We start from the raw sequence: 23,034 nt of genomic DNA on the forward strand, positions 1-23,034 counted from the left end.
ATCGGAGTTGAGTATCAATGGCAGCACCTGTGATTATGACACAAACCAGCAATTTAAATGAAAACGTTGAAGAAGTAATTCATTTGCCTTTCATTAGATTGAAAAAGTTATCATTTAATCAAGAACTGTTAAATGACCATTATGATTGGATTATTTTTTCCTCTAAAAATGCAGTGAAATTTTTCAATGAATATTATCCAAAGGTTGATGTGAGTCATGTAGCGGCAATCGGTGAGAAGACCAAGAAGTATTGTAATCAGAGAGACATTACGGTGGATTTCTTTCCTGAAAATTTCTCACAAGAAGGATTTATAAATGAATTTACAGTGAATAAGGATAGTAGGATATTGATTCCTAGCAGTGCGGCTGCACGCCCTTTACTACAAACTAAACTTCAAGAACAGGATGCCGAAGTCGTTAAAATAGATTTATATGAACCTGAGGCTTACACTGAGAATATAGAACAAGCTATTTCATTATTAAAAAGAGGACTTGCAAGCGGAATCGCATTTGCAAGTTCCTCTGCTGCCGATTATTTTTTTGAGGAAGCTGAAGAGGCAAATTTAGGTGCAAATTATATGTATTATGCAATTGGTAAGCCCACCTTTGAAAAAATAAAGCAGTTTGGTTTTAAAGCTGAAATAGCGAATGAACAAACTATTGATGGATTGTTAAACATTATTAAAGAAAGTAGGAATCGTAAATGAGTTTTGATAGACATAGAAGACTACGTGCAAATAAAACAATTCGTAGCCTTGTCAGAGAAAATCACGTTAGAAAAGAAGATTTGATTTATCCAATATTTGTAGTGGAAAGAGATAACGTTAAAGAAGAAATTCCTTCCATGCCGGGTATTTACCAAATCAGCTTGAATCGTTTGGATGAAGAATTGAAAGAAGCTTATGATCTAGGTATCAGAGGCGTGATGTTCTTTGGTGTTCCAAATGAAAAAGATTCCGTTGGTACTGGTGCATATGCACATGAAGGTATTGTTCAAAAAGCAACACGTAAATCTAAACAATTATATCCGGATATGTTAGTGATTGCGGATACTTGTTTATGTGAATATACAGACCATGGCCATTGTGGTTTGATTGATGAACATACACATGATGTTGATAATGATAAATCCTTACCTTTGCTTGTTAAAACAGCTGTCTCTCAAGTTGAAGCAGGCGCAGATATTATCGCCCCAAGTAATATGATGGATGGTTTCGTTACTGAAATCAGAAAAGGATTAGATGAAGCGGGATATTATAATATTCCTATTATGAGTTACGGTATTAAATATGCATCAAGTTTCTACGGTCCATTCCGTGATGCTGCTGAATCTGCACCATCATTCGGTGACCGCAAAACATATCAAATGGACCCTTCAAACCGTCGCGAAGCATTGTTAGAATTAGAAAGCGACTTGCATGAAGGTGCGGATATGATAATTGTCAAACCAGCATTAAGTTTCTTAGACATTATCAGAGATGTCAGAGAAAGAACCAACGTGCCTGTTATTGCATACAACGTAAGTGGTGAGTATAGTATGACTAAAGCAGCTGCTATGCAAGGTTGGATTAACGAAGAACAAATTGTGATGGAACAAATGACTTCTATGAAACGCGCAGGCGCTGATATGATTATCACTTATTTCTCAAAAGATATTTGTCGTTATTTAGATCAGAAGGAGGATTAAGATGGGTTACGAAAAATCTATTGAAGCCTATAAGAAAGCAGAAAAATTAATGCCAGGCGGGGTGAATAGTCCTGTCCGAGCTTTTAAATCTGTAGATATGCCAGCAATTTTTATGGACCACGGTAAAGGTTCTAAAATTTACGATATTGATGGCAATGAATATATTGACTATGTACTCAGCTGGGGTCCGTTAATTCTTGGGCATGAGAATCCCCAAGTCATTGAAAACTTGCATAAAGCAGTAGATAAAGGTACGAGTTTTGGTGCTTCAACTTTAGAAGAAATTAAACTTGCTGAATTAGTAATTGACCGCGTTCCTTCTATTGAAAAAGTAAGAATGGTATCTTCTGGTACAGAAGCTACACAAGATACGATTCGTCTTGCACGCGGATACACAGGTCGAGATAAAATTGTTAAATTCGAAGGTTGCTATCATGGTCATAGTGACTCATTGTTAATTAAAGCTGGATCTGGTGTGGCAACTTTAGGTTTGCCAGACTCTCCAGGTGTTCCTGAAGGTACAGCTAAAAGTACAATCACAGTTCCATACAATGACCTAGATGCTATCCGTAAAGCATTTGAATTATATGGCGATGATATTGCAGGAGTGATTGTAGAACCTGTAGCAGGCAATATGGGAGTAGTACCTCCGATTGAAGGCTTCTTGCAAGGTTTACGTGATATCACTAACGAATATGGTTCTCTATTGATTTTCGATGAAGTCATGACTGGCTTCAGAGTCGGCTACAATTGTGCACAAGGCTACTTTGACGTTATGCCTGATTTAACTTGTCTTGGTAAAGTTATTGGAGGCGGACTTCCTGTAGGTGCCTTTGGTGGTAAAAAAGAAATCATGGATAAAATTGCTCCTGTAGGTACGATTTACCAAGCAGGTACTTTATCAGGTAACCCACTTGCAATGACAAGCGGTTATGAAACATTAAGCCAATTAACTCCTGAAAGTTATGAATACTTTAATGAATTAGGAGATATGTTAGAAGAAGGCTTGAAAAAAGTAGCTGCCAAACATAATGTACCGATGACAGTAAACAGAGCAGGCTCTATGATTGGTTATTTCTTAAATGATGGTCCTGTTACAAACTTTGAACAAGCAAACCAAAGTGACTTAGAATTATTCAGTGAAATGTATCGTGAAATGGCAAATGAGGGTGTTTTCTTACCACCATCTCAATTTGAAGGTACATTCTTATCAACTGCTCACACTAAAGAAGATATTGAACGTACAATTGCAGCATTTGATAAAGCTTTTGAAAAAGTTGCAAATAAATAATGAATTAAAATGAATATTAAAATAATAAAAGTACATGCCGATAGGTATGTACTTTTATTATGATACAATTTAGTAACGATACGTAATGAAAAATGTTATTATTAACGTAGCAAAAGTGAAGTCAGGGCCAAAGGGTAGTGATAAAAGTGAATAAAAAATGGTTTAATAATATAATTGTATTATTATTAGCAGTAATAATCAGTTTGGTTTTTTCGGCTTTGCATATTATGTTGCCGTTTATGTTTGGACCAATTGTTGCGAGTATCATTTGTATCAGAGTCTTTAAAATGGATATTCAATGGCCATTTTGGATCAGTCAGCTTGGGTTGATTTTACTTGGGGTACAAATCGGTTCAACGTTTACAAAGACCGTTGTGAATGATATCACTCAAAACTGGTTCTCAATTGTTTTGGTCACAGTTTTACTACTAGTATTAGCTATTTTAATTGCTTATTTCTTTAAAAAGATAGCACGAGTCAACACTGAAACAGCGTTGTTAAGTGTAATTCCAGGCGCATTAAGTCAAATGTTGATTATGGCTGAAGAAGATAAAAGAGCAAATATTTTAGTTGTAAGTTTGACTCAAACTTCGCGGATTATTTTTGTGGTGATCTTAATCCCGATGCTTTCTTATTTTATGTCTAGTGGGAATTCAGAAGGCGGCGCAGCGAAAGCAGTAAAATTAAAACCGCTCAGTGAAGCACTTTCGATTTGGCAAGTTGTCTTTTTAATTATAGCGGTAGCAGTGGTTTATATTGTGATGGATAAAATTAATTTTCCTACAAAACAATTATTAGCTCCTATTGTCGTTTTAATTGCATGGAATATGGTTACCAATGCTACTTTTACTTTAGATAATTACCTTATTGCAGGCGCACAAGTTGCCTACATGATACGCATTGGTATACAAATTTCTAAATTATTGAGTGATTTAAAGGGCAGAGTTGCCGTTGCCATTGCCTTTCAAAATGTAATGTTGATTTTATGTGCGGGAATTATGGTATACTTCGTGCATTTATTAAATCATATGTCACTCAATGATTTATTCTTGGGGGCAGCTCCTGGCGGTATGAGTCAAATCGTACTGGTAGCTTTAGAAACCCATGCGGATGTGGCGATTATCTCTAGTTTCCATATCTTTAGAATTTTCTTCATCTTATTCTTAATTGCACCAGCAATTAAATACTTCTTAAATTACACAGAACGTGCTGCTAAAAAATAGGTATAGAAATATTTAGTGTAAAATTTAGAGCGTGAAACAAGGGCTTGGAACAAACTTATGTTCCAAGCCCTTGTTCTCTCTTATTGGATTTCACCTAGAGGCTCTTTGATATCGTTACTATCTTTGGATATTGCCCTGATAGCAGCTTCTAATCCTGTTACAATACTACTCAAAGCCATTGAAGGTTTATCAGGTTTATCTACAACTTGTTCTGGTATGTACGGAACATGTATAAAGCCGAATTGGATATCAGGATATTGTGTAGCTTGCAGGTATCCGAGTTGATAAAGAATATGGTTACATACGAATGTACCTGCAGTATTAGATAGTGATGCTGGAATTCCTGCGTCTTTAATTGCCTGCGTCATTTTTTTGACAGGCAAATTCGAAAAGTAAGCAGCTGCACCATCTGATTGAATAGGTACATCGATAGGCTGATTATTTTCATTGTCTGGAATACGTGCATCATCGATATTAATACCTATGCGTTCAGGTGTTAAATGGTATCGTCCACCGGCTTGACCGATTGCTAGTACTACATCGTACTTATTTTCTTTTAATATTTCATCGATTTTATCTGCAGATTTATGAAATACAGTAGGAATTTCTAATTTTGTAATTTCATGTTGAGCGATTTTTTCTGGTAATAATTTAACTGCTTCTAAAGCAGGATTTGTGGCTTCTCCACCAAAAGGATCAAAAGCTGTAACTAAAATTTTCATAGTAATTTCATCTCCTTAAATATTAAAATGCCCAAACATACATTAAAGCAATATGGATTATGATTAATAGAAATGCAACTGGAAACTGAGATTTTATAACACCAAACTCATTTTTCATCTCTAATAGCGCGACAGGCAGAGTGTTGAAATTGGCTGCCATAGGAGTAAGCAGTGTTCCGCAAAACCCGCCAGTCATTGCCAATGCACCAGCAATTGCAGGATCAGCACCTTGGGCAATTACAAATGGTATGCCAATACTGGCAGTAATCACTGTAAAAGCCGCAAAAGCATTACCCATCAACATAGTAAAAATTACCATTCCTAAAATATAAGCAGTTGCGCCGATTAAATGATTACCTTCAGGTACAAAGTGTGAAATACCTTTTGAAATTACATTACCGACACCACTAACTGTAAATAAAACACCTAAAGCAGCAAGAAATTGGGGTAATATACCTACAGTTCCGACTTGTTGCGTTAATCTGTCACTGTCATATAGAATATATTTGGATTTCGGTCGAATAATAAAATAAGCTGAAATAAGTCCAATTACTGATGCGATACCCAGACCAATTGCGCCACCTAAAGGAGTCCAATTGGAGATAACTACGGCAACTATAGCTAAAACTACGGCAGGCCAAAATAATTTGTTTTTAAATTTTCTAGCGCCTTTATCGCCCTGTTTTTCTGTTACATCTACAATATTTTTTATCTTTACTTGTTTAAATAAAGTGAGTAATCCCATACATATTATGAGTAGACCATTAATAATATTTGGTATATAGGGACCAAAAATAAAGGTAATTCCAAGTAATGTCCAAAATAGTGCAGTTCCTATTTTTTTATCTTTATTTTTAGAAAGAAGAGCACGAAAAGCAGTATAAAATAATTGTAAACCTATTAAAATATAGAAAAACTCAAGTATGACATTTAAAGTATGCTGGCTCATTTTTTATCCTCCTTACTTAAATACTTTTTGCTCAAATATCTATCTAAGAAATAATTTTTTATTCCTACAATTATTAATGTAATAATCGCAATAGGTACAGAAGCAAGAGCTAAATCGACAGCACTTGTCTTAATATGTAGTGAATTAAATGTTCCAACCATTAATAAAATTCCTGCACTACCAACAAATAAATTTTGTCCAAAAAAGTTACCATAATTTTCCATTGCTGAAGCTTCAGCTTTTAATTTTTCAACATCCTTATTTTCAATTTGTTTATCCGATAATTTATATCTTGTTTTAAGAGCTCCTTGCACCATTGGATTTATCAATGGTCTGACAAATTGTGGATGCCCGCCAATTCTGATAGATGCTAAACCAGCTATCTCTCGAATAAGCAGATATAGCGAAAGCAATCTACCACTCGTGACAGATTTAATATTACCAATCAAGTTTGCAGCCTGTTTTCTCAAACCGAATCTTTCTATTAATCCAACCATTGGCAAAGTAAGAATAAATAATGATACAAGTCTATTATCAATAAAAGCTTTTCCTAGAACTTCTAGAATTTTGAAAAAATCCATACCCGAGACTAGACCAGTCACAATTGCTGCCGTTAAAATAACAGCAATAGTATCGATTTTAAATAAGAATCCCAAGATAATAATTAAAATACCAATTAATTTAATCCATTCCATTATAGTTCCTCCTCGTATAAAAAATGAGTATAGAAGCTATAATAACATAAATAAATCTTAATTTTATGAATATTTAGAATTTATTACAAGAAAACTCTCGCTACTGGTAGCAAGAGTAAACAGAGTTAATTTTGCGAAGGCTTAAATGGACAATCTTCTAAATGAGCGTCATATAGCCCAGCTGCTTCTAAAAAAGAAAACATGGTTACAGGGCCCATGAATTTAAAACCATATTTTTTCAAATCTTTAGACATCTGTTTTGCACGCTTGTCTACCGTAATACGATCAGTAGGCGTTTTGTAGTGTAAATCAATGGGGTAAAAATCTACATAAGCCCATAAGAATTTACTAAAACTGCCATGTATTTTTTCAATTTCTAAATAACCTTTAGCTTGACTCACAATAGCTTCTAATTTTTTGCGATAATGTACAATTCCTGGAAATTCCATCAGTTTATCGATATCTTCATCCGTCATAGAAGCAATTTTTTCAGGTTCAAAATTATAGAAGGCTTCTCGGTAAGCTTCTCTTTTTTTCAAAATGGTCAACCAAGAAAGTCCTGCATGCTGAGATTCTAGAGCCATTAATTCAAAAAGCTTTCTGCTGTCATGAAGCGGATGTCCCCATTCTTTATCATGATACTCTTTATAAATTGGATCAGTTGTTCCAAAGGCGCAATCTGACATATTTTTATACCACCTCATTGACTTATTTTGTAGTTCTATTATACTATAAATAAGTAAGTGAATAATACAAATCGGGAAGAGTACACAGTCTTTCATTTTTGAAGAGAGTACATGGTTGGTGAGAATGTATAATGAAGCTGTTGAAGGTAGCCCGCTTGGATCTTTATTTGAACCTAAGTAGGATAAAGCGTAATTGAGCGTTAATCAATATAAGTGCTTCATAGTAGATGCTATGTTGAATTTAGGTGGTACCACGGAACATCCGTCCTATGTTTAGGAACGGGTGTTTTTATTTTTAAGGAGGAAATTCAATGGAAATGAAACCAAAATACAATCCGACTGAAGTAGAAGCCGGACGTTATCAAGAATGGGTTGAAAAAGGCTATTTCAGACCCAGCGGTGATAAATCAAAAGAAACTTATACAATTGTTATTCCGCCTCCGAATGTAACTGGTAAATTGCATTTAGGACATGCTTGGGATACAACTTTACAAGATATTCTGACTAGAATGAAACGTATGCAAGGATACGATACATTATATTTACCAGGTATGGACCATGCTGGTATTGCGACTCAAGCAAAAGTAGAAGCAAAATTAAATGAACAAGGTATCTCACGCCACGATATCGGCCGTGAGAAATTCCTTGAAGAAGTGTGGAGTTGGAAAGATGAGTATGCATCTTTCATTCGTCAACAATGGGCGAAATTAGGTTTAGGTTTAGATTATGACCGAGAACGTTTTACTTTGGATGATGGATTGAGTAAAGCGGTTAGAAAAGTCTTTGTAGATATGTATAACAAAGGACTGATTTACCGCGGTGAACGTATCATCAACTGGGATCCGGAAGCGCGTACTGCTTTATCTGATATTGAAGTGGTGCATGAAGACGTAGAAGGTAAATTCTATCACTTCAAATATCCGTATGCGGATGGAGAAGGTTATATTGAAATTGCGACTACACGTCCTGAAACAATGCTTGGCGATACAGCTATTGTAGTTAATCCTAATGACGAACGATACACAGACGTTATCGGTAAAAAAGTTATCTTACCAATCGTAAATCGCGAATTACCAATTCTTGCAGACGAATACGTAGATGTTGAATTCGGTAGTGGTGCGATGAAAGTAACACCTGCTCATGATCCTAATGACTTTGAAATCGGTCAAAGACACGATTTAGAATCAATTATTGTAATGGATGAAGAAGGTAAAATGAACGATAAAGCAGGTAAATATGAAGGTATGGACCGCTTCGAATGCCGAACTCAACTTGTCGAAGATTTAAAAGCACAAGATTTAGTAATTAAAATAGAAGATCATGTACATGCAGTCGGACATTCTGAAAGAACAGGTGCAGTAGTTGAACCGTATTTATCTACACAATGGTTTGTCAATATGGAACCTTTAGCTAAACAAGCTTTAGATAATCAAAAAACAGATAACCGTATTAATTTTGTTCCAGAACGTTTCGAACATACCTTTAATCAATGGATGGAAAATATTAGAGACTGGACAATTTCTCGCCAATTGTGGTGGGGCCATCAAATTCCGGCTTGGTATCATAAAGAAACTGGAGAAATCTATGTAGGTGAAACTGAACCAGAAGATGCAGAGAATTGGGTACAAGATGAAGATGTTTTAGATACTTGGTTCTCTAGTGGTTTATGGCCATTCTCAACATTAGGCTGGCCAGATGTTGAATCTGAAGATTATCAGCGCTATTATCCAACCAACGCGCTCGTGACTGGATACGATATCATTTTCTTCTGGGTAGCACGTATGATTTTCCAAGGACTTGAATTTACAGGAGAACGTCCATTTGATGATGTGCTATTACATGGATTAGTTCGTGCTGAAGACGGTCGCAAGATGAGTAAGTCATTGGGCAATGGTGTAGATCCTATGGATGTTATCAATGAATATGGCGCAGATAGCTTAAGATATTTCTTAGCAACAGGATCATCACCAGGTCATGATTTACGTTATTCAACTGAAAAAGTAGAATCTGTATGGAACTTTATCAATAAAATTTGGAACGCTGCGAGATTCAGTATTATGAATATTGGTGAAGAATTCAAATTTGAAGATATCGATTTAACTCATAATTTATCGTTAGCAGATAAATGGATATTGACACGCTTAAATGAAACGGTTAAAACAGTTACTGATTTAAGTGATCGTTATGAGTTTGGTGAAGTAGGACGTGCGTTATATAACTTTATCTGGGATGAATTCTGTGATTGGTATATTGAAATGAGTAAAATACCTATGAATGGCGAAGATGAGGCACAAAAACAAGTCACACGTTCAGTGTTAAGCTATGTGCTAGATCGCACAATGCGTATGCTTCATCCTTACATGCCTTTTGTTACTGAAGAAATTTGGCAAAACCTTCCTCATGTAGGAGAAACAATTGTAACAAGTGCGTGGCCAGAAGTAGAAGAGGAATTCATGTTTGAAGAAAGCAAACAAGCGATGCAATATGTGGTTGAAATCATTAAAGCAGTAAGACAAGCACGTTCTGAAGTGAATACACCACTATCTAAAGCCATTCCTATCTATATCAAAACTAAAGATGCTGAAATCACACAAATGTTAAATGAAAATCAACATTATCTTGAAAGATTCGGTCATCCAAGCGAGCTTGTAATTTCAACTGATATTGAAACACCTGATAAAGCTATGACTTCTGTAGTAGGTGCAGGGGAAGTTATTTTACCATTAGAAGGCTTAATTGATATGGATAAAGAAATTGCACGCTTGGAAAAAGAACTTGATAAATGGCAGAGTGAACTAGATCGTGTAGACAAAAAGTTGTCTAATGAAAACTTTGTTAATAAAGCTCCAGAAAAAATCATCAATGAAGAAAAAGCGAAAAAGCAAGATTATCAAGAAAAATACGATAGCGTAAAAGCTAGAATTGAACAATTAAAAGCATAGGAGTCCTGATTATGAATTACCTAGACAGCTTATATTGGATACATGAAAGAGATAAATTCGGTATTAAACCAGGTACTAAACGTATGGAATGGATGTTGCATCGTTTAGGACATCCTGAAAATAATATCAATGGTATCCATGTTGGGGGAACAAATGGCAAAGGTTCAACTGTTGCTTATTTGCGCTCAGCCTTAGTTGAGAATGGTTATGATGTCGGTACTTTCACTTCACCATATATCGAAACCTTTAATGAACGTATTAGTTTAAATGGTGAACCCGTCAGCAATGACGTCATTGTAGAATTAGTATCACGTGTCAAGCCAGTAAGCGAGGAATTAGAAGCAGAAACAGAATATGGTACTGCTACTGAATTTGAAATCATTACCACTATGATGTTTTTATACTTTGGAGAAATCAGACCAGTAGATTTCGTTGTAATAGAAGCAGGTTTAGGAATTAAAAATGATTCTACAAATGTATTTGCACCTATTATGTCTGTTATTACCAGCATTGGTTTAGATCATACAGATTTATTAGGGTCAACTTATGGCGATATTGCAAAAGATAAGGGCGATATCATTAAACATCACGTACCTTTTGTTTATGCTGTTAAAAATGAAGATGCCTTAAAGTATTTCCGTGAGTATGCAGAAAAACAAGATGCACCAGCATTTGAACTAGATCGAGATATATCAATCGTTTCTGAAGATGATGAATTTATCTATAGATTTAAAGATTATGAACTTGAAAACATCGCATTAGATATGTTGGGTGAACATCAAAAAGAAAATGCAGCACTTGCTATTACTGCGCTAATTATTTTGTTTGAACAAGGGCAAATAGAACTAGATTTCAATAAAATGATTAATGCAATGGAAAAAGTAAGTTGGACAGGCAGAATCGAGAGAGTCAAAGAAGAACCTTTAATGGTGATAGATGGAGCACATAATAATGAAAGTGTAGCAGCATTGGTGAGTACAATCAAAAATTATTATGACAAAGATAATGTAGATATTTTATTTTCAGCTGTAAGCGGTAAACCGATAGCACATATGCTAGAGAAATTAAAAACGATTTCTAATCATATCTATATTACTGATTTCGATTTTCATAGAGCAAAGCCTAAAGAAGAAATTGCTGCAGAAGCGGAAACATTTACACCAGAACTTATCGATGATTATGTTGATTTTGTAGAAAATTATCAAGGCAACGCTTTGATAATTACAGGTAGTCTTTATTTTATCAGTGAAGTAAAAGCGAAAATAGATTTCAATAAATAAAAGAAGAGTTGGAGCATAAACATGTTTTGTGCTTCAACTTTTTTATGTGTTATTAATTCAGATTTTAATGCTAACTACATGTAGAAAATGCAAAATTTAAGGATAATCGAGTCATATTTTAAAAAAATGATAAAGTAATAAAAATAATTGATTGTTTACTTGAATGGAGCTATAATACTTGCATGACACTAACAGAAGGGGGCAGATAGTATTTGTCCATCACTATTTTAAGTTGCTATTGTATTATTTTAGAAAGCTTTCTCTTGCAATTTTGTCACGTTAAGCAGTTAAACTTTACTTATTTAACACGTCGCTCAAAATGTGAGAGTTGTAAACATGTTCTTAATCATTTCGATTTAATCCCTGTTATTAGTTTTTTATGGCTGCGTGGCAGATGTCGCTATTGCAACTGTAAAATTCCAGTCATCCATTTAATAGGAGAACTTCTAGCTTGGATCCCAATACCTCTAATCTCCTTTCAACTTATCCACTTAAAAGCAAGCTTATTTATAGCCATTTATCTTTTGTTACTAGCGGCTGCACTGTACGACTACAAAACTTTCTCTATACCAATCCACTTTTTAATTATTTTTACAATAACTGTTTTAGCTTTATCCAATCATATTTATTATAATCAAATCCCAATTATCCTCTTGCTGCATTTCTTATATATAATCTCAAGCAGTTCTATAGGTTATGGTGATATTGCTATATTTTCTCTTCTAGCTATAGTAATACCATTTCCATTATTTCTTTATATATTTTGCTGTACATTTATTTTCGCAGGTTTTTTAGCAATCATTTTAATGTCTATCTCAAAAAAGAAAATCGCTAAAATCCCTCTTATTCCATTTATTTTTCTAGCTTTTTTATTCACCTCAATTTTCCACACTTACTTAATTCAATATTTTTACATTTAGGAGATAAATTTAAATGATGATTAAACATTTACCAGATAATGATAAACCGCGAGAAAAGCTCATTGCGAAAGGTGCAATAAATTTAGCAGACTCAGAATTACTTGCGATACTCATCAACACCGGCAGAAAAGGTCATTCTAGTATAGAAGTGGCGCAAGATTTAATTAAATTGGCGCATAGCTTACGTGAATTAAAGTCCTTTTCATTAAATGATTTAACCAAGGTAAAAGGCATTGGGTTAAATAAGGCTGTGATTCTGAAAGCTGCTTTTGAATTAGGGGAGCGCATGCACGTTCCGGACATAGAGGAAAAAATTAAGATATCATCTCCGCAAGATGCTGCAGATTATTTTTTAGCAAGAATGATGCATCTGACGCACGAGCAATTTGAAGTTCTCTTTTTAAATTCTAAAAATATTGTAATCCGCCACGAAGTTATATTTGTAGGTACTTTGAATTCATCTATTGTACATCCTCGAGAAGTATTCAAGGCGGCAATTAAATGGTCAAGCAATGCTATTATCGTGGTGCATAATCACCCTTCAGGAGACGTTACACCGTCTAAAGAAGATATAGCTACTACTAAAAGATTGCAAGAATGCGGCAGAGTATTAGGTATTGAACTGCTAGACCATATTATTATCGGTGATGCTAAATATTTAAGTATGGTAGAAGGAGGATATTTGGAAAACTAAAAAACCTAATCACTTTTATATTTGTAATCAGGTTTTATAAATGAAAATATTTGATTGTCTTTAAAGTGGATGGCTTTGTAGATATTGCATAATCCAAAGGACACCCTGATAAGCTAAATATATAATTAATACAAGTATGCCAGCTTTAATTAAAAATCTTAAGATAGATAATCCAACTCTAAATAATAAGCCGACAAGTAATACTAATAAAATTAATGATAAAATTGTCATCGTGGCCACTCCTTTTATATTATAGTAGCGTATTTTAATTTCCTATACATCAGTCCTAAGTCATAACTATATTATCATTCTGTAGGCCGATGTATAAATTAAGGTTATACTTTAATATGTACATATAATAACAGTAGGCGGTGTAGAAGATGCGTTTTATACTTAATTTAATAAAAAATATCATCGCTGTAGCAGGTATTATTGTTATTGTGTTTTTTGCTTTGAAATATGCGCCGTTTCTTAAAGAACAAGACTGGAATCCTGTCGGTAATAAAGGCGTCCATTCATCTTATAATACTGAAAGTGTTCCTGTAGATGAATTTAAACCTGGTCAGCATTATGCAATCGAAGAAAATGACTTGTTAAATAATATGCCTGCCAGTCAAACAAAAAATATTTTTAATATGATCAATAAAAAAGAATTTATGCATGTAAGTGATTTGAGCCGTATGGGCTATAATGATAAATATTTAATTGGCCAACGTGGCAACCAATTTATTATGTACCGCTTCGGTTCAGATAAAATCAGAGTATATGCCACTGAAATAGAATTGTTTCAAGACTTAAATGCCATGCAGCAAAATATTGAAATGAAACCTATTAATGCTTATTAATCTTTCTTCTAATAATAAAGTGATAATCTTGAAAAAGAAAAATGATTACGTTAACCTATGGTTGAATTAATTATAGAGAGGGTTGATTAATTATGAGTAAGCAAAATAATGGAAAGAATGCTGACGAACAATCAAAAGCTCAAAAATTATTCGAGCAATGGAGAAAAGAAGAAACACTTTATAAAGAAGATGAAAAAGAAAACGATAACGATAATGAAAAAGCAAGCAAATAGAGTCGATATTGAATCCATTAAATGCGGCTTTTGAAATTTTATTTAATAACATATTATTGATAGTGTATCGGCAAATTTTAGTTAGAGACTTTTGTCGATACACTTTTTTGTTAAGTAAATATAAATATGAGGGGTAAGTACTTTAATTACTAGGTGTAGTAATATAAAATAAATTGTGATACGAAATTTCGAGGTAATAGAGGTGTTCGGGTTGTCCAATTTTTTTAAAAATAACAAGTTGATTGTTATTTTCTGTTCCCTAATTCTATTTATAGCTTTAATAGGGTTATCGATCAGATCACATCATCAATCTTCAGTGGAACAATTTGTAGGGGATTCTGTATCTGTTCCACAACGTGCAATAGCCTATCCAATACATATCGTTACAGGTTCAATTAACGGCTTATTCGATGGGGGAAGTTCTAAGAAAGATACAAATAAAATCAAACAACTAGAAGCGGAAAATCAACGTTTAAAATCTGAAAACAGTGATTTTAGAAAAGAACTAAAAGTTAAAGATATTTCAAAATATGATCCAATTAGTTCTACTGTCATTGCCAGAAATCCTGATCAATGGATGAATAAAGTCATTATCGATAAAGGAAAAAAAGACGGCATAAAAAATAATATGGCAGTTATTACTTCTGAAGGATTAGTAGGCCGTATTGCTAAGGTAAATCAGTTCTCTTCACAAGTGGATTTATTGTCAACTAATTCTAGAACAGGAAAAATTTCTGTTAATATTCAACATAAATCAAAAAAAGTTTTCGGTTTAATTAATCATTATGACCGCAAAACAAATGAATTGGTTATTAGTGATATTGATAATAAAGATAAAATAAGTAAAGGCGATAAAGTAGTTACTAGCGGATTAGCTAACCAACTGCCAAGCGACTTATACATCGGAGAGGTTACCAAAGTAAATAATGATGAATACGGACTTGCTAAAGAAGTGCGTGTGAAAACTGCTGCAGACTTGAGTGATTTAGACCATGTGTATGTAGCGAAGAGAGATCCTAAAACTTTGACGGATGAAAGCGGTGAGCAATAATGCGCGCATTCAGCTATTTTTTATTTGGCGCAGTTCTTTTTTACATTGACTCACTTATTGCTTTGATTATTCCTATGCATATAGGTAATAAAGAAATCGTTTTCGTTCCTCATCTTTTATTAATGTATCTTTTGATTTTGACAATATATAAGAAACCAAGTATTGCGATTACTCTCGCTATTATCTTCGGGCTTACAACTGATTTATATTATGGGACTATTTATGGTTTAAATACATTTGGGTATTTACTGTTTGTAGTGCTGATGAATTATTTTTTCAAAGTATATTATAGAGATCATGCCATGATTTTCTTAGGAGTATGGATATTTACTGTCATTTTTGAAATTTACACAGCATTGATATATGGATTATTAGGACTCATCCAGTTTAATTTTATAGAATTTATTTTATTCAGATTAGTGCCGACTGCATTACTTAATCTGATATTGCTTGTCATTCTATTTACATTAACGAGAAAACTTATCAAAAAATTAACTTCAACAATTGACACGAAGGCATAAGGATGGTAAGCTTTAGCAGTTGAGTAGTTTATAGCTACATACAACCGCTCAAATATAGGTATAAGTATATTGAAGAATATCACCTATATATGGCGTGACTTATTATATAGGAGGTGCAAAGTATGTTTGCTATTATCGAAACAGGCGGTAAACAAATTAAAGTAGAAGAAGGTCAAGAAATCTACGTTGAGAAATTAGACGTAAATGAAGGCGACGCTTTTACTTTTGACAAAGTATTATTTGTAGGTGGAGACTCTGTAAAAGTTGGTGCTCCAACAGTAGAAGGTGCTACTGTATCAGCTACAGTTAATAAACAAGGTCGCGGTAAAAAAATTACTGTATTTACTTACAGACGTCGTAAAGACTCTAAACGTAAAAAAGGCCATCGTCAACCATACACTAAATTAACAATTGACAAAATCAACGCTTAATAATGATTAATATTGATATATCGTTAAATAATGATGGTCAGGTTACAGATGTCATCATGGATGGTCACGCTGAACATGGTGAGTATGGTCATGATATTGTCTGTGCTGGAGCCTCAGCAGTTCTGTTTGGAAGTGTTAACGCCATCATGGGATTAACATCTGAAAGACCTGATATTGATTACGATGATGATGGAGGATATTTCCATTATAGAAGTGTTCATGTTAACGATGAAAAAGCACAATTAATCTTACAAGCAATGCTCGTATCACTTCAAACTATTGAAGAAGAGTATCACGATAATATAAAATTAAATTATAAGTGAGGTGTACTCAGATGTTAAAATTAAACTTGCAATTCTTCGCATCTAAAAAAGGGGTAAGTTCTACAAAAAACGGACGTGACTCTGAATCCAAACGTCTTGGCGCTAAACGTGCTGACGGTCAATTCGTAACAGGCGGTTCAATTTTATTCCGTCAACGCGGAACTAAAATTTATGCTGGTGAAAATGTAGGTCGCGGCGGTGACGATACATTATTCGCTAAAATTGACGGCGTTGTTAAATTCGAACGCAAAGGCCGTGACAAAAAACAAGTTTCAGTTTACGCTGTAGCTGAGTAATTTTTGTTAACGTAACACCAGAAGTCATACTTCTGGTGTTTTATTTTTGTCTTTATTTCTCTCAAGACACGAAAAATGATATAATAATCAAGATATTTCAAACGTAAATTAATAAAAAAGAGGTGAGAAACATGTTTGTCGATCAAGTCAAAATATTATTAAAAGCTGGCGACGGCGGAAATGGAATTACAGCTTATAGAAGAGAAAAATATGTTCCATTTGGAGGACCAGCAGGCGGAGATGGCGGACGCGGCGCTTCAGTCATATTCGAAGTGGATGAAGGGCTACGTACATTATTGGACTTCAGATATCAACGTCAGTTCAAAGCGAAACGCGGTGAAGGCGGCCAAGGTAGTAATATGCATGGCAGAAATGCTGAAGATTTAATACTCAAAGTACCACCAGGCACATTGATTAAAGACGCTGAAACAGAAGAAGTTTTAGCGGACTTAGTAGAAGATGGCCAACAAGCAGTAGTAGCGAAAGGCGGACGTGGCGGACGTGGTAATTCTCGTTTTGCTACTCCACGAAATCCTGCACCTGATTTTAGTGAAAATGGTGAACCAGGTGAAGAAATAGAAGTAACCTTAGAATTGAAATTATTAGCAGATGTAGGATTAGTTGGTTTCCCAAGCGTAGGAAAATCAACATTGCTTTCTGTAGTTTCAAAAGCAAAACCTAAAATCGGCGCTTATCATTTTACAACAATCAAACCTAATTTAGGCGTCGTTTCCACACCTGACGGCAGAAGTTTCGTTTTAGCAGATTTACCAGGATTAATTGAAGGTGCTTCTGAAGGCGTAGGCCTAGGCCATCAATTCTTACGACATGTTGAAAGAACGAAAGTAATTGTGCATGTTATTGATATGAGTGGTTCTGAAGGCAGAGATCCTTTAGAGGACTATAAGACCATTAATAAAGAATTATCATCTTATGGTCAACGCTTAGAAGAACGTCCGCAAATTGTGGTTGCGAATAAAATGGATTTACCAGATGCTGAAGACAACTTAGAATTATTTAAAGAAGAAGTAGGTAAAGATGTCGAAATCATTCCTATCTCTGCATACACTAAAGAGAATATAGACCAGTTGCTTTATGCAATCGCTGATAAATTAGATGAATACAAAGATGTCGACTTTACTAAAGAAGACGATGAAGCGCTTGGTGTTAACAGAGTATTATACAAACATACACCTTCACAAGATACTTTCACCATCACGCGTGATGATGATGCTGCTTATGTCGTAAGCGGTAAAGCGATTGAACGTATGTTCAAGATGACTGACTTCAATAGCGATCCAGCTGTTAGAAGATTTGCACGTCAAATGCGTTCAATGGGCATTGATGATGCACTAAGAGAACGCGGTGCTAAGAATGGCGATATTGTAAGAATACTTGGCGGAGAGTTTGAATTCGTGGAATAGAGGTGTCTAAGTGGACGAGAAAAATGTTAAAAAGTTCTATTTGATACGAGAGGATGTTTTGCCGGAGTCAGTGATCAAGACTTTGCAAATTAAGGATGCCTTAAAAGAAAATCCTGAACTCTCAATTTATGAAGCTGTCAGAGAATACGGACTGTCTCGTAGTGCTTTTTATAAATATAAAGATACTATTTTTCCCTTAGATGAAAAAATAGAAGAAACTAAAGAGTTTACGATTATACTTTATGTGCATGATAAAGTAGGCATGTTAGCTCAAGTTTTAAATACGATATCGCAAATTCATATGTCAGTACTTACGATTCATCAAAGTATTCCCATGGAAGATAAAGCTACTATCACATTGTCGATTAATACGGCAGGAAGTCCTACTTCAATTGAAGATGTAATTTTTGCGCTGCGTAATATAGATAATGTTTATAAAGTAGAAATAATAAGTATGTCGATGTAAGGAAGTGACCACGTGTACGCATATATAAAAGGTAAACTATCACAATTGTTCCCAACGCATGTTGTGGTTGAAACTAATGGCATAGGTTATGAAATTCAAACACCTAATTCATATCGTTTTCAACAATATTATCAACAAGAAGTAACTATTTTCACTTCTTTAGTAGTGAGAGAAGATGCACAACTGTTATACGGGTTTATGAGTGAAGAAGAAAAAGAAATGTTTTTAAGCTTAAATAAAGTAACAGGTATTGGTCCTAAATCTGCTTTAGCAATTCTTGCTGCTAGTACGCCTATTGAAGTTAAAATCGGGATTGAAAATGAAAACGAAACTTATCTAACAAAATTTCCAGGAATCGGCAAGAAAACTGCGCGTCAAATTATTTTGGATTTAAAAGGTAAAGTGCAAATCACAGAAGAAAATCCTGACACATTACTCAACTTTGATAACCCTCAAGGTAATAATGCATCACCGGTACTTGAAGAAGCACTGCTTGCATTAGAAGCTTTAGGTTACTCTAAACGTGAGTTGAATAAAGTAGAGAAAAAGCTCCAAGCTGAAACATATCATTCAGTGGATGAAGCGGTAAAAGCAGGTTTAAAAATACTTGTATCATAATATGATGAAATGGAGGGGACACAATGGATGATAGAATGGTAGATCAATCATTGCATGAGGATGAATCATCGTTTGAATTATCATTAAGACCCCATCTTCTTAGACAATATATTGGCCAAGCTTCAATTAAATCTAATTTAGAAGTGTTTATTAAAGCTGCCAAATTGAGAGAAGAACCTCTCGATCATGTGCTGTTATTTGGACCTCCAGGTTTAGGTAAGACTACTTTATCAAATATTATCGCTAATGAAATGGGGGTTAACATCCGGACGGTTACAGGTCCAGCTATTGAACGTCCAGGAGATTTAGCTGCAATTTTGTCTGGATTGCAACCAGGGGATGTATTATTTATCGACGAAATACATCGTCTCAGCAGTGTAGTTGAAGAAGTACTTTACCCAGCTATGGAAGATTTCTATTTAGATATTGTCATTGGCAAAGGTGAAGAAGCGAGAAGTATCCGCATTGACTTGCCACCATTTACATTAGTAGGCGCAACTACGAGAGCTGGCAGTCTGACAGGACCGCTTCGTGATCGTTTTGGCGTACACTTGCGCTTAGAATACTATAAAGAATCTGAGTTAAAAGATATTATTATTCGCACAGCTGAAGTGCTTAATACAGAAATTGATGAGGAAAGTGCTATAGAATTAGCTAAAAGAAGTCGCGGAACACCACGTATTGCAAATCGACTGTTGAAACGAGTGAGAGATTTCCAACAAGTCAACGAAGACGACAAAATTTATATCGAAACAACCAAACGCGCGCTGCAGTTACTGCAAGTAGATGATTACGGGTTAGATTATATTGACCATAAAATGATGAGTTGTATTATCAATCAATATAATGGCGGCCCCGTCGGTTTGGATACCATTGCGGTTTCAATAGGAGAAGAGCGTATTACCATTGAAGATGTCTATGAACCTTTTTTAATACAAAAAGGCTTCTTAGAGCGTACACCTAGAGGGCGTAAAGCAACACCATTAGCATATGACCATTTCAGTGCAGAGTATGGAAAGAGGGACAATTTTGAACATTGAAGAATTTGATTATGATTTGCCAGAAGAACTGATTGCACAAACGCCTTTAAAAGATAGAGATACAAGTCGTTTACTTGTGTTGAATAGAGAAAACGGTGAAATAGATCATCGTCACTTTAAAGATGTCATTGAATATATTAATCCAGGAGATACTTTAGTATTAAATGATACAAAGGTTATGCCTGCTCGATTATTTGGAGTGAAGCAAGAAACAAAAGCAAAAGTAGAAATGCTGATGTTGACCCAAATTGAAGGCGATGACTGGGAAGTATTGTTAAAACCTGCTAAACGCATAAAAGTAGGCCAAAAGTTATCTTTTGGTGAAGGTAAAATCGAGGCTTTGTGTATCAAAGAATTAGACCAAGGCGGAAGAATTATGCGTCTTTCATATGACGGTATTTTGCAAGAGCGCTTGGACGAACTTGGTGAGATGCCGTTACCGCCTTATATTAAAGAACGATTAGAAGACCAAGACAGATATCAAACTGTTTATGCGAAAGCAACAGGTTCAGCAGCAGCTCCTACAGCAGGTTTACATTTTACTGATGAATTACTAGACGAACTCAAAGCTAAAGGGGTGCAACTTGCTTTCATCACTTTGCATGTAGGGTTAGGTACGTTCAGGCCCGTGAGTGTCGAGAATATTGATGATCATGAAATGCATAGCGAATACTATCAAATGACTCAAGAAACAGCTGATTTGTTGAATCAAACTAAAGAAAACGGAAAGAGAATTATTTCTGTAGGCACTACATCTACGAGAACATTGGAAACGATTCGTCGTGATTATGATGAATTTAAAGCAGTCAGCGGATGGACCGATATTTTTATTTATCCAGGCTTTGAATTTAAAGCTATAGATGGATTAATTACTAATTTCCATTTGCCGAAATCAACTTTAGTGATGTTGGTCTCTGCTTTCAGTTCAAGACAGTATATCTTAAATGCTTATCGAACAGCAGTAGAAATGAAATATCGTTTCTTTAGTTTCGGTGATGCAATGTTAATTATTTAAGGGAGTTGAATACAGCTTATGCCTGCAGTAACATATGAACACATTAAAACGTGTAAGCAATCGGGAGCAAGATTAGGTATTGTTCACACACCTCATGGTTCTTTTGAAACACCTATGTTTATGCCAGTTGGTACGAAAGCAACTGTAAAAACTATGAGCCCTGAAGAGTTGCATGATATTAATGCAAAAATCATTTTAGGAAACACTTATCACTTATGGTTACAACCTGGAAATGAATTAATTAAACGTGCAGGCGGTCTGCATCGTTTTATGAATTGGGATGGACCGATTTTAACGGATTCCGGCGGTTTCCAAGTCTTTAGTTTAAGTAATTTAAGAAAAATTACTGAAGAGGGTGTTTATTTCAGACATCATAAAAATGGTTCGAAATTATTTTTAAGCCCAGAAAAATCAATGGAAATACAAAATGATTTAGGCTCAGATATTATGATGGCATTTGATGAATGTCCACCAATGCCAGCTGAATATAAATATGTTAAAGATTCAATTGAAAGAACTACAAGATGGGCAGAACGTTGTTTGAAAGCACATGCTCGTCCAGAAGACCAAGCTTTATTCGGCATTATTCAAGGCGGAGAGTATAAAGACTTACGTCAGCAAAGTGCTGAAGAATTGGTCAAATTAGACTTTCCTGGATACGCTATTGGCGGTTTATCCGTAGGCGAACCGAAACCTGTTATGTACGATATGGTTAAACATACAGAACAATTTATGCCGAAAGATAAGCCTCGTTATTTAATGGGTGTCGGTTCCCCGGATGCGTTAATCGAATGTAGTATCCGTGGAATGGATATGTTCGATTGTGTTTTGCCTACACGTATTGCGCGTAATGGTACTTGTATGACATCAGAAGGTCGCGTAGTCATTAAAAATGCGAAATATGCTGATGATTTAGGTCCGCTTGATCCTAATTGTGATTGCTATACATGTCGTAATTATTCACGTGCATACTTGAGACATTTGATTAAAGCCGAAGAAACTTTCGGCATACGTCTTACTACTTACCATAATTTGTATTTTCTGTTAAAATTAATGGAGGATATCAGACAGGCCATTAGGGAAGATCGTCTTTTAGATTTTAAAGAGGAATTCTTTGAGCAATATGGATTGAATGTGGAAAATCCTAAAAACTTTTAAAGGAGTAATTTTTGTGAATTTAACTGGTCTTATTTTACCTATAGCATTATTAGCACTTATGTGGTTCTTTATGATTCGACCACAACAAAAACGTCAAAAAGAACACCGTGAAATGATTAATCGTTTAGAAGCAGGTCAACACGTTACTACTATTGGTGGTATTAAAGGTGTTGTACGTTCTTTAGACGAAACTTCAGTCGTGATTTCAGTTAATGATAAAGGAACTCAATTAACTTTTGAGAAACCTGCAATCAAACAAGTTAATCCAGACTAAATAATAAAACAATATTCATACGTATAGATTCCAATGTTAAGGGTAGCTCTATACATAATATTGAAAATACACCTTCTCATTATCTTTATTTAAACGATAATGAGAAGGTGTTTCTTTTGTAAGAAATATTACTATTTCGTTGCGATTCTGAAACATTGTTTTAAATTAAAATAATTGCGTGTATAATGTACTCTTGGTACACGATTTAACTGTAATTTAAATATTATAAACTTTGCGTAAGGTAATGTTA

At 34.8% G+C, this 23,034-nt stretch carries 27 protein-coding genes, 1 pseudogene and 2 other annotated features; of the genes and pseudogenes, 22 read left to right on the plus strand and 6 right to left on the minus strand.

Features of this window, described 5'->3' with window-relative positions:
• Positions 1-17 precede the first annotated feature (17 nt).
• From CKV71_RS06245 to CKV71_RS06260, 4 genes are all read left to right on the plus strand, one after another.
• Positions 18-707: a uroporphyrinogen-III synthase gene (locus tag CKV71_RS06245; protein WP_095104841.1), complete on the plus strand. Its 690-nt coding sequence runs from the start codon at positions 18-20 to the stop codon at positions 705-707.
• On the plus strand, positions 704-1,687 hold the full coding sequence (hemB, locus tag CKV71_RS06250) for a porphobilinogen synthase (RefSeq protein WP_095104842.1): 984 nt from the start codon (positions 704-706) through the stop codon (positions 1,685-1,687). Before CKV71_RS06245 ends, hemB begins: the two co-directional genes overlap by 4 nt.
• Position 1,688: 1 nt before the next feature.
• A complete protein-coding gene (gene hemL / locus CKV71_RS06255; RefSeq protein WP_095104843.1) occupies positions 1,689-2,978 on the plus strand; it encodes a glutamate-1-semialdehyde 2,1-aminomutase in 1,290 nt (429 codons plus the stop codon).
• Positions 2,979-3,124: 146 nt separating this feature from the next.
• A complete protein-coding gene (locus CKV71_RS06260) occupies positions 3,125-4,201 on the plus strand; it encodes an AbrB family transcriptional regulator (protein WP_186824438.1) in 1,077 nt (358 codons plus the stop codon).
• An 80-nt stretch (positions 4,202-4,281) separates the two neighbouring features.
• Here the strand turns inward: CKV71_RS06260 and pcp are convergent, their stop codons facing one another.
• From pcp to CKV71_RS06280, 4 genes are all read right to left on the minus strand, one after another.
• Positions 4,282-4,923, minus strand: coding sequence for a pyroglutamyl-peptidase I (gene pcp, locus CKV71_RS06265; RefSeq protein WP_095104844.1), 642 nt, complete (start codon positions 4,921-4,923; stop codon positions 4,282-4,284).
• 22 nt (positions 4,924-4,945) lie between these two features.
• A complete protein-coding gene (locus tag CKV71_RS06270) occupies positions 4,946-5,872 on the minus strand; it encodes a DUF979 domain-containing protein (RefSeq protein ID WP_095104845.1) in 927 nt (308 codons plus the stop codon).
• The gene (locus CKV71_RS06275) at positions 5,869-6,567 is read right to left on the minus strand and encodes a DUF969 domain-containing protein (RefSeq protein WP_095104847.1); all 699 of its coding nucleotides are present in this window, start codon (positions 6,565-6,567) and stop codon (positions 5,869-5,871) included. Before CKV71_RS06275 ends, CKV71_RS06270 begins: the two co-directional genes overlap by 4 nt.
• Before the next feature lie 125 nt (positions 6,568-6,692).
• Complete coding sequence (locus tag CKV71_RS06280; protein ID WP_095104849.1) at positions 6,693-7,253, minus strand: DNA-3-methyladenine glycosylase I; 561 nt, start codon at positions 7,251-7,253, stop codon at positions 6,693-6,695.
• 58 nt (positions 7,254-7,311) lie between these two features.
• Positions 7,312-7,526, plus strand: a binding site (T-box leader).
• Between the two features lie 38 nt (positions 7,527-7,564).
• Between CKV71_RS06280 and CKV71_RS06285 the strand changes: the two genes are divergently transcribed.
• The 3 genes and pseudogenes from CKV71_RS06285 to CKV71_RS12790 form a co-directional block, all read left to right on the plus strand.
• Positions 7,565-10,195, plus strand: coding sequence for a valine--tRNA ligase (locus CKV71_RS06285; RefSeq protein WP_095104851.1), 2,631 nt, complete (start codon positions 7,565-7,567; stop codon positions 10,193-10,195).
• Positions 10,196-10,206: 11 nt separating this feature from the next.
• A complete protein-coding gene (locus CKV71_RS06290; RefSeq protein WP_095104853.1) occupies positions 10,207-11,475 on the plus strand; it encodes a bifunctional folylpolyglutamate synthase/dihydrofolate synthase in 1,269 nt (422 codons plus the stop codon).
• A gap of 212 nt (positions 11,476-11,687) precedes the next feature.
• Positions 11,688-11,927 (plus strand): annotated as a pseudogene (locus CKV71_RS12790) (prepilin peptidase); the annotation flags it as partial.
• A gap of 302 nt (positions 11,928-12,229) precedes the next feature.
• Here the strand turns inward: CKV71_RS12790 and CKV71_RS12670 are convergent.
• Positions 12,230-12,367 (minus strand): hypothetical protein, encoded by a 138-nt coding sequence (locus CKV71_RS12670; RefSeq protein ID WP_231917512.1) that lies wholly within the window; start codon positions 12,365-12,367, stop codon positions 12,230-12,232.
• Positions 12,368-12,408: 41 nt separating this feature from the next.
• Here CKV71_RS12670 and radC point away from each other — a divergent pair, with 41 nt between their 5' ends.
• Positions 12,409-13,089, plus strand: a complete 681-nt coding sequence (gene radC, locus CKV71_RS06300; RefSeq protein WP_095104857.1) for a RadC family protein — start codon at positions 12,409-12,411, stop codon at positions 13,087-13,089.
• A gap of 60 nt (positions 13,090-13,149) precedes the next feature.
• On the opposite strand, the gene CKV71_RS12530 is transcribed toward radC, so the two are convergent.
• Positions 13,150-13,320, minus strand: coding sequence for a hypothetical protein (locus tag CKV71_RS12530; protein ID WP_095104859.1), 171 nt, complete (start codon positions 13,318-13,320; stop codon positions 13,150-13,152).
• Positions 13,321-13,469: 149 nt separating this feature from the next.
• Between CKV71_RS12530 and CKV71_RS06310 the strand changes: the two genes are divergently transcribed.
• The 14 genes from CKV71_RS06310 to yajC all read left to right on the plus strand — a co-directional run bounded on the left by CKV71_RS06310 (position 13,470) and on the right by yajC (position 22,784).
• Entirely contained in the window at positions 13,470-13,934 is a 465-nt protein-coding gene (locus tag CKV71_RS06310; protein ID WP_095104861.1) for a DUF4930 family protein, read from the plus strand.
• 92 nt (positions 13,935-14,026) lie between these two features.
• Complete coding sequence (locus CKV71_RS12535; RefSeq protein ID WP_095104863.1) at positions 14,027-14,167, plus strand: hypothetical protein; 141 nt, start codon at positions 14,027-14,029, stop codon at positions 14,165-14,167.
• 211 nt (positions 14,168-14,378) lie between these two features.
• Complete coding sequence (gene mreC, locus CKV71_RS06320; protein WP_095104865.1) at positions 14,379-15,218, plus strand: rod shape-determining protein MreC; 840 nt, start codon at positions 14,379-14,381, stop codon at positions 15,216-15,218.
• Positions 15,218-15,739 carry a rod shape-determining protein MreD gene (mreD, locus tag CKV71_RS06325; protein ID WP_095104867.1) on the plus strand — a complete coding sequence of 174 codons (522 nt, stop codon included), beginning with the start codon at positions 15,218-15,220 and terminating at the stop codon, positions 15,737-15,739. Before mreC ends, mreD begins: the two co-directional genes overlap by 1 nt.
• A 32-nt stretch (positions 15,740-15,771) precedes the next feature.
• Positions 15,772-15,849 (plus strand) — a sequence feature (ribosomal protein L21 leader region).
• A gap of 12 nt (positions 15,850-15,861) precedes the next feature.
• Positions 15,862-16,170, plus strand: a complete 309-nt coding sequence (gene rplU / locus CKV71_RS06330; RefSeq protein WP_047131846.1) for a 50S ribosomal protein L21 — start codon at positions 15,862-15,864, stop codon at positions 16,168-16,170.
• A gap of 2 nt (positions 16,171-16,172) precedes the next feature.
• A complete protein-coding gene (locus CKV71_RS06335) occupies positions 16,173-16,493 on the plus strand; it encodes a ribosomal-processing cysteine protease Prp (protein ID WP_095104869.1) in 321 nt (106 codons plus the stop codon).
• Positions 16,494-16,504: 11 nt separating this feature from the next.
• Positions 16,505-16,789, plus strand: coding sequence for a 50S ribosomal protein L27 (rpmA, locus tag CKV71_RS06340; protein ID WP_015900503.1), 285 nt, complete (start codon positions 16,505-16,507; stop codon positions 16,787-16,789).
• A 131-nt stretch (positions 16,790-16,920) separates the two neighbouring features.
• Positions 16,921-18,213 carry a GTPase ObgE gene (gene obgE, locus CKV71_RS06345; protein WP_095104871.1) on the plus strand — a complete coding sequence of 431 codons (1,293 nt, stop codon included), beginning with the start codon at positions 16,921-16,923 and terminating at the stop codon, positions 18,211-18,213.
• A 10-nt stretch (positions 18,214-18,223) separates the two neighbouring features.
• Positions 18,224-18,679: an ACT domain-containing protein gene (locus CKV71_RS06350; RefSeq protein WP_095104873.1), complete on the plus strand. Its 456-nt coding sequence runs from the start codon at positions 18,224-18,226 to the stop codon at positions 18,677-18,679.
• Between the two features lie 12 nt (positions 18,680-18,691).
• A complete protein-coding gene (ruvA, locus tag CKV71_RS06355) occupies positions 18,692-19,297 on the plus strand; it encodes a Holliday junction branch migration protein RuvA (RefSeq protein WP_095104875.1) in 606 nt (201 codons plus the stop codon).
• Between the two features lie 23 nt (positions 19,298-19,320).
• Positions 19,321-20,337 (plus strand): Holliday junction branch migration DNA helicase RuvB, encoded by a 1,017-nt coding sequence (ruvB, locus tag CKV71_RS06360; protein ID WP_095104877.1) that lies wholly within the window; start codon positions 19,321-19,323, stop codon positions 20,335-20,337.
• Positions 20,327-21,352, plus strand: coding sequence for a tRNA preQ1(34) S-adenosylmethionine ribosyltransferase-isomerase QueA (queA, locus tag CKV71_RS06365; protein WP_095104879.1), 1,026 nt, complete (start codon positions 20,327-20,329; stop codon positions 21,350-21,352). The genes ruvB and queA overlap by 11 nt, the downstream gene beginning before the upstream one ends.
• A gap of 18 nt (positions 21,353-21,370) precedes the next feature.
• Positions 21,371-22,510 carry a tRNA guanosine(34) transglycosylase Tgt gene (tgt, locus tag CKV71_RS06370; RefSeq protein WP_095104881.1) on the plus strand — a complete coding sequence of 380 codons (1,140 nt, stop codon included), beginning with the start codon at positions 21,371-21,373 and terminating at the stop codon, positions 22,508-22,510.
• A gap of 13 nt (positions 22,511-22,523) precedes the next feature.
• Positions 22,524-22,784 (plus strand): preprotein translocase subunit YajC, encoded by a 261-nt coding sequence (gene yajC / locus CKV71_RS06375; RefSeq protein ID WP_082080543.1) that lies wholly within the window; start codon positions 22,524-22,526, stop codon positions 22,782-22,784.
• Positions 22,785-23,034: the final 250 nt, after the last annotated feature.

It is taken from the genome of Staphylococcus piscifermentans, from assembly GCF_900186985.1.
GTDB classification, from domain to species: Bacteria; Bacillota; Bacilli; order Staphylococcales; family Staphylococcaceae; genus Staphylococcus; species Staphylococcus piscifermentans.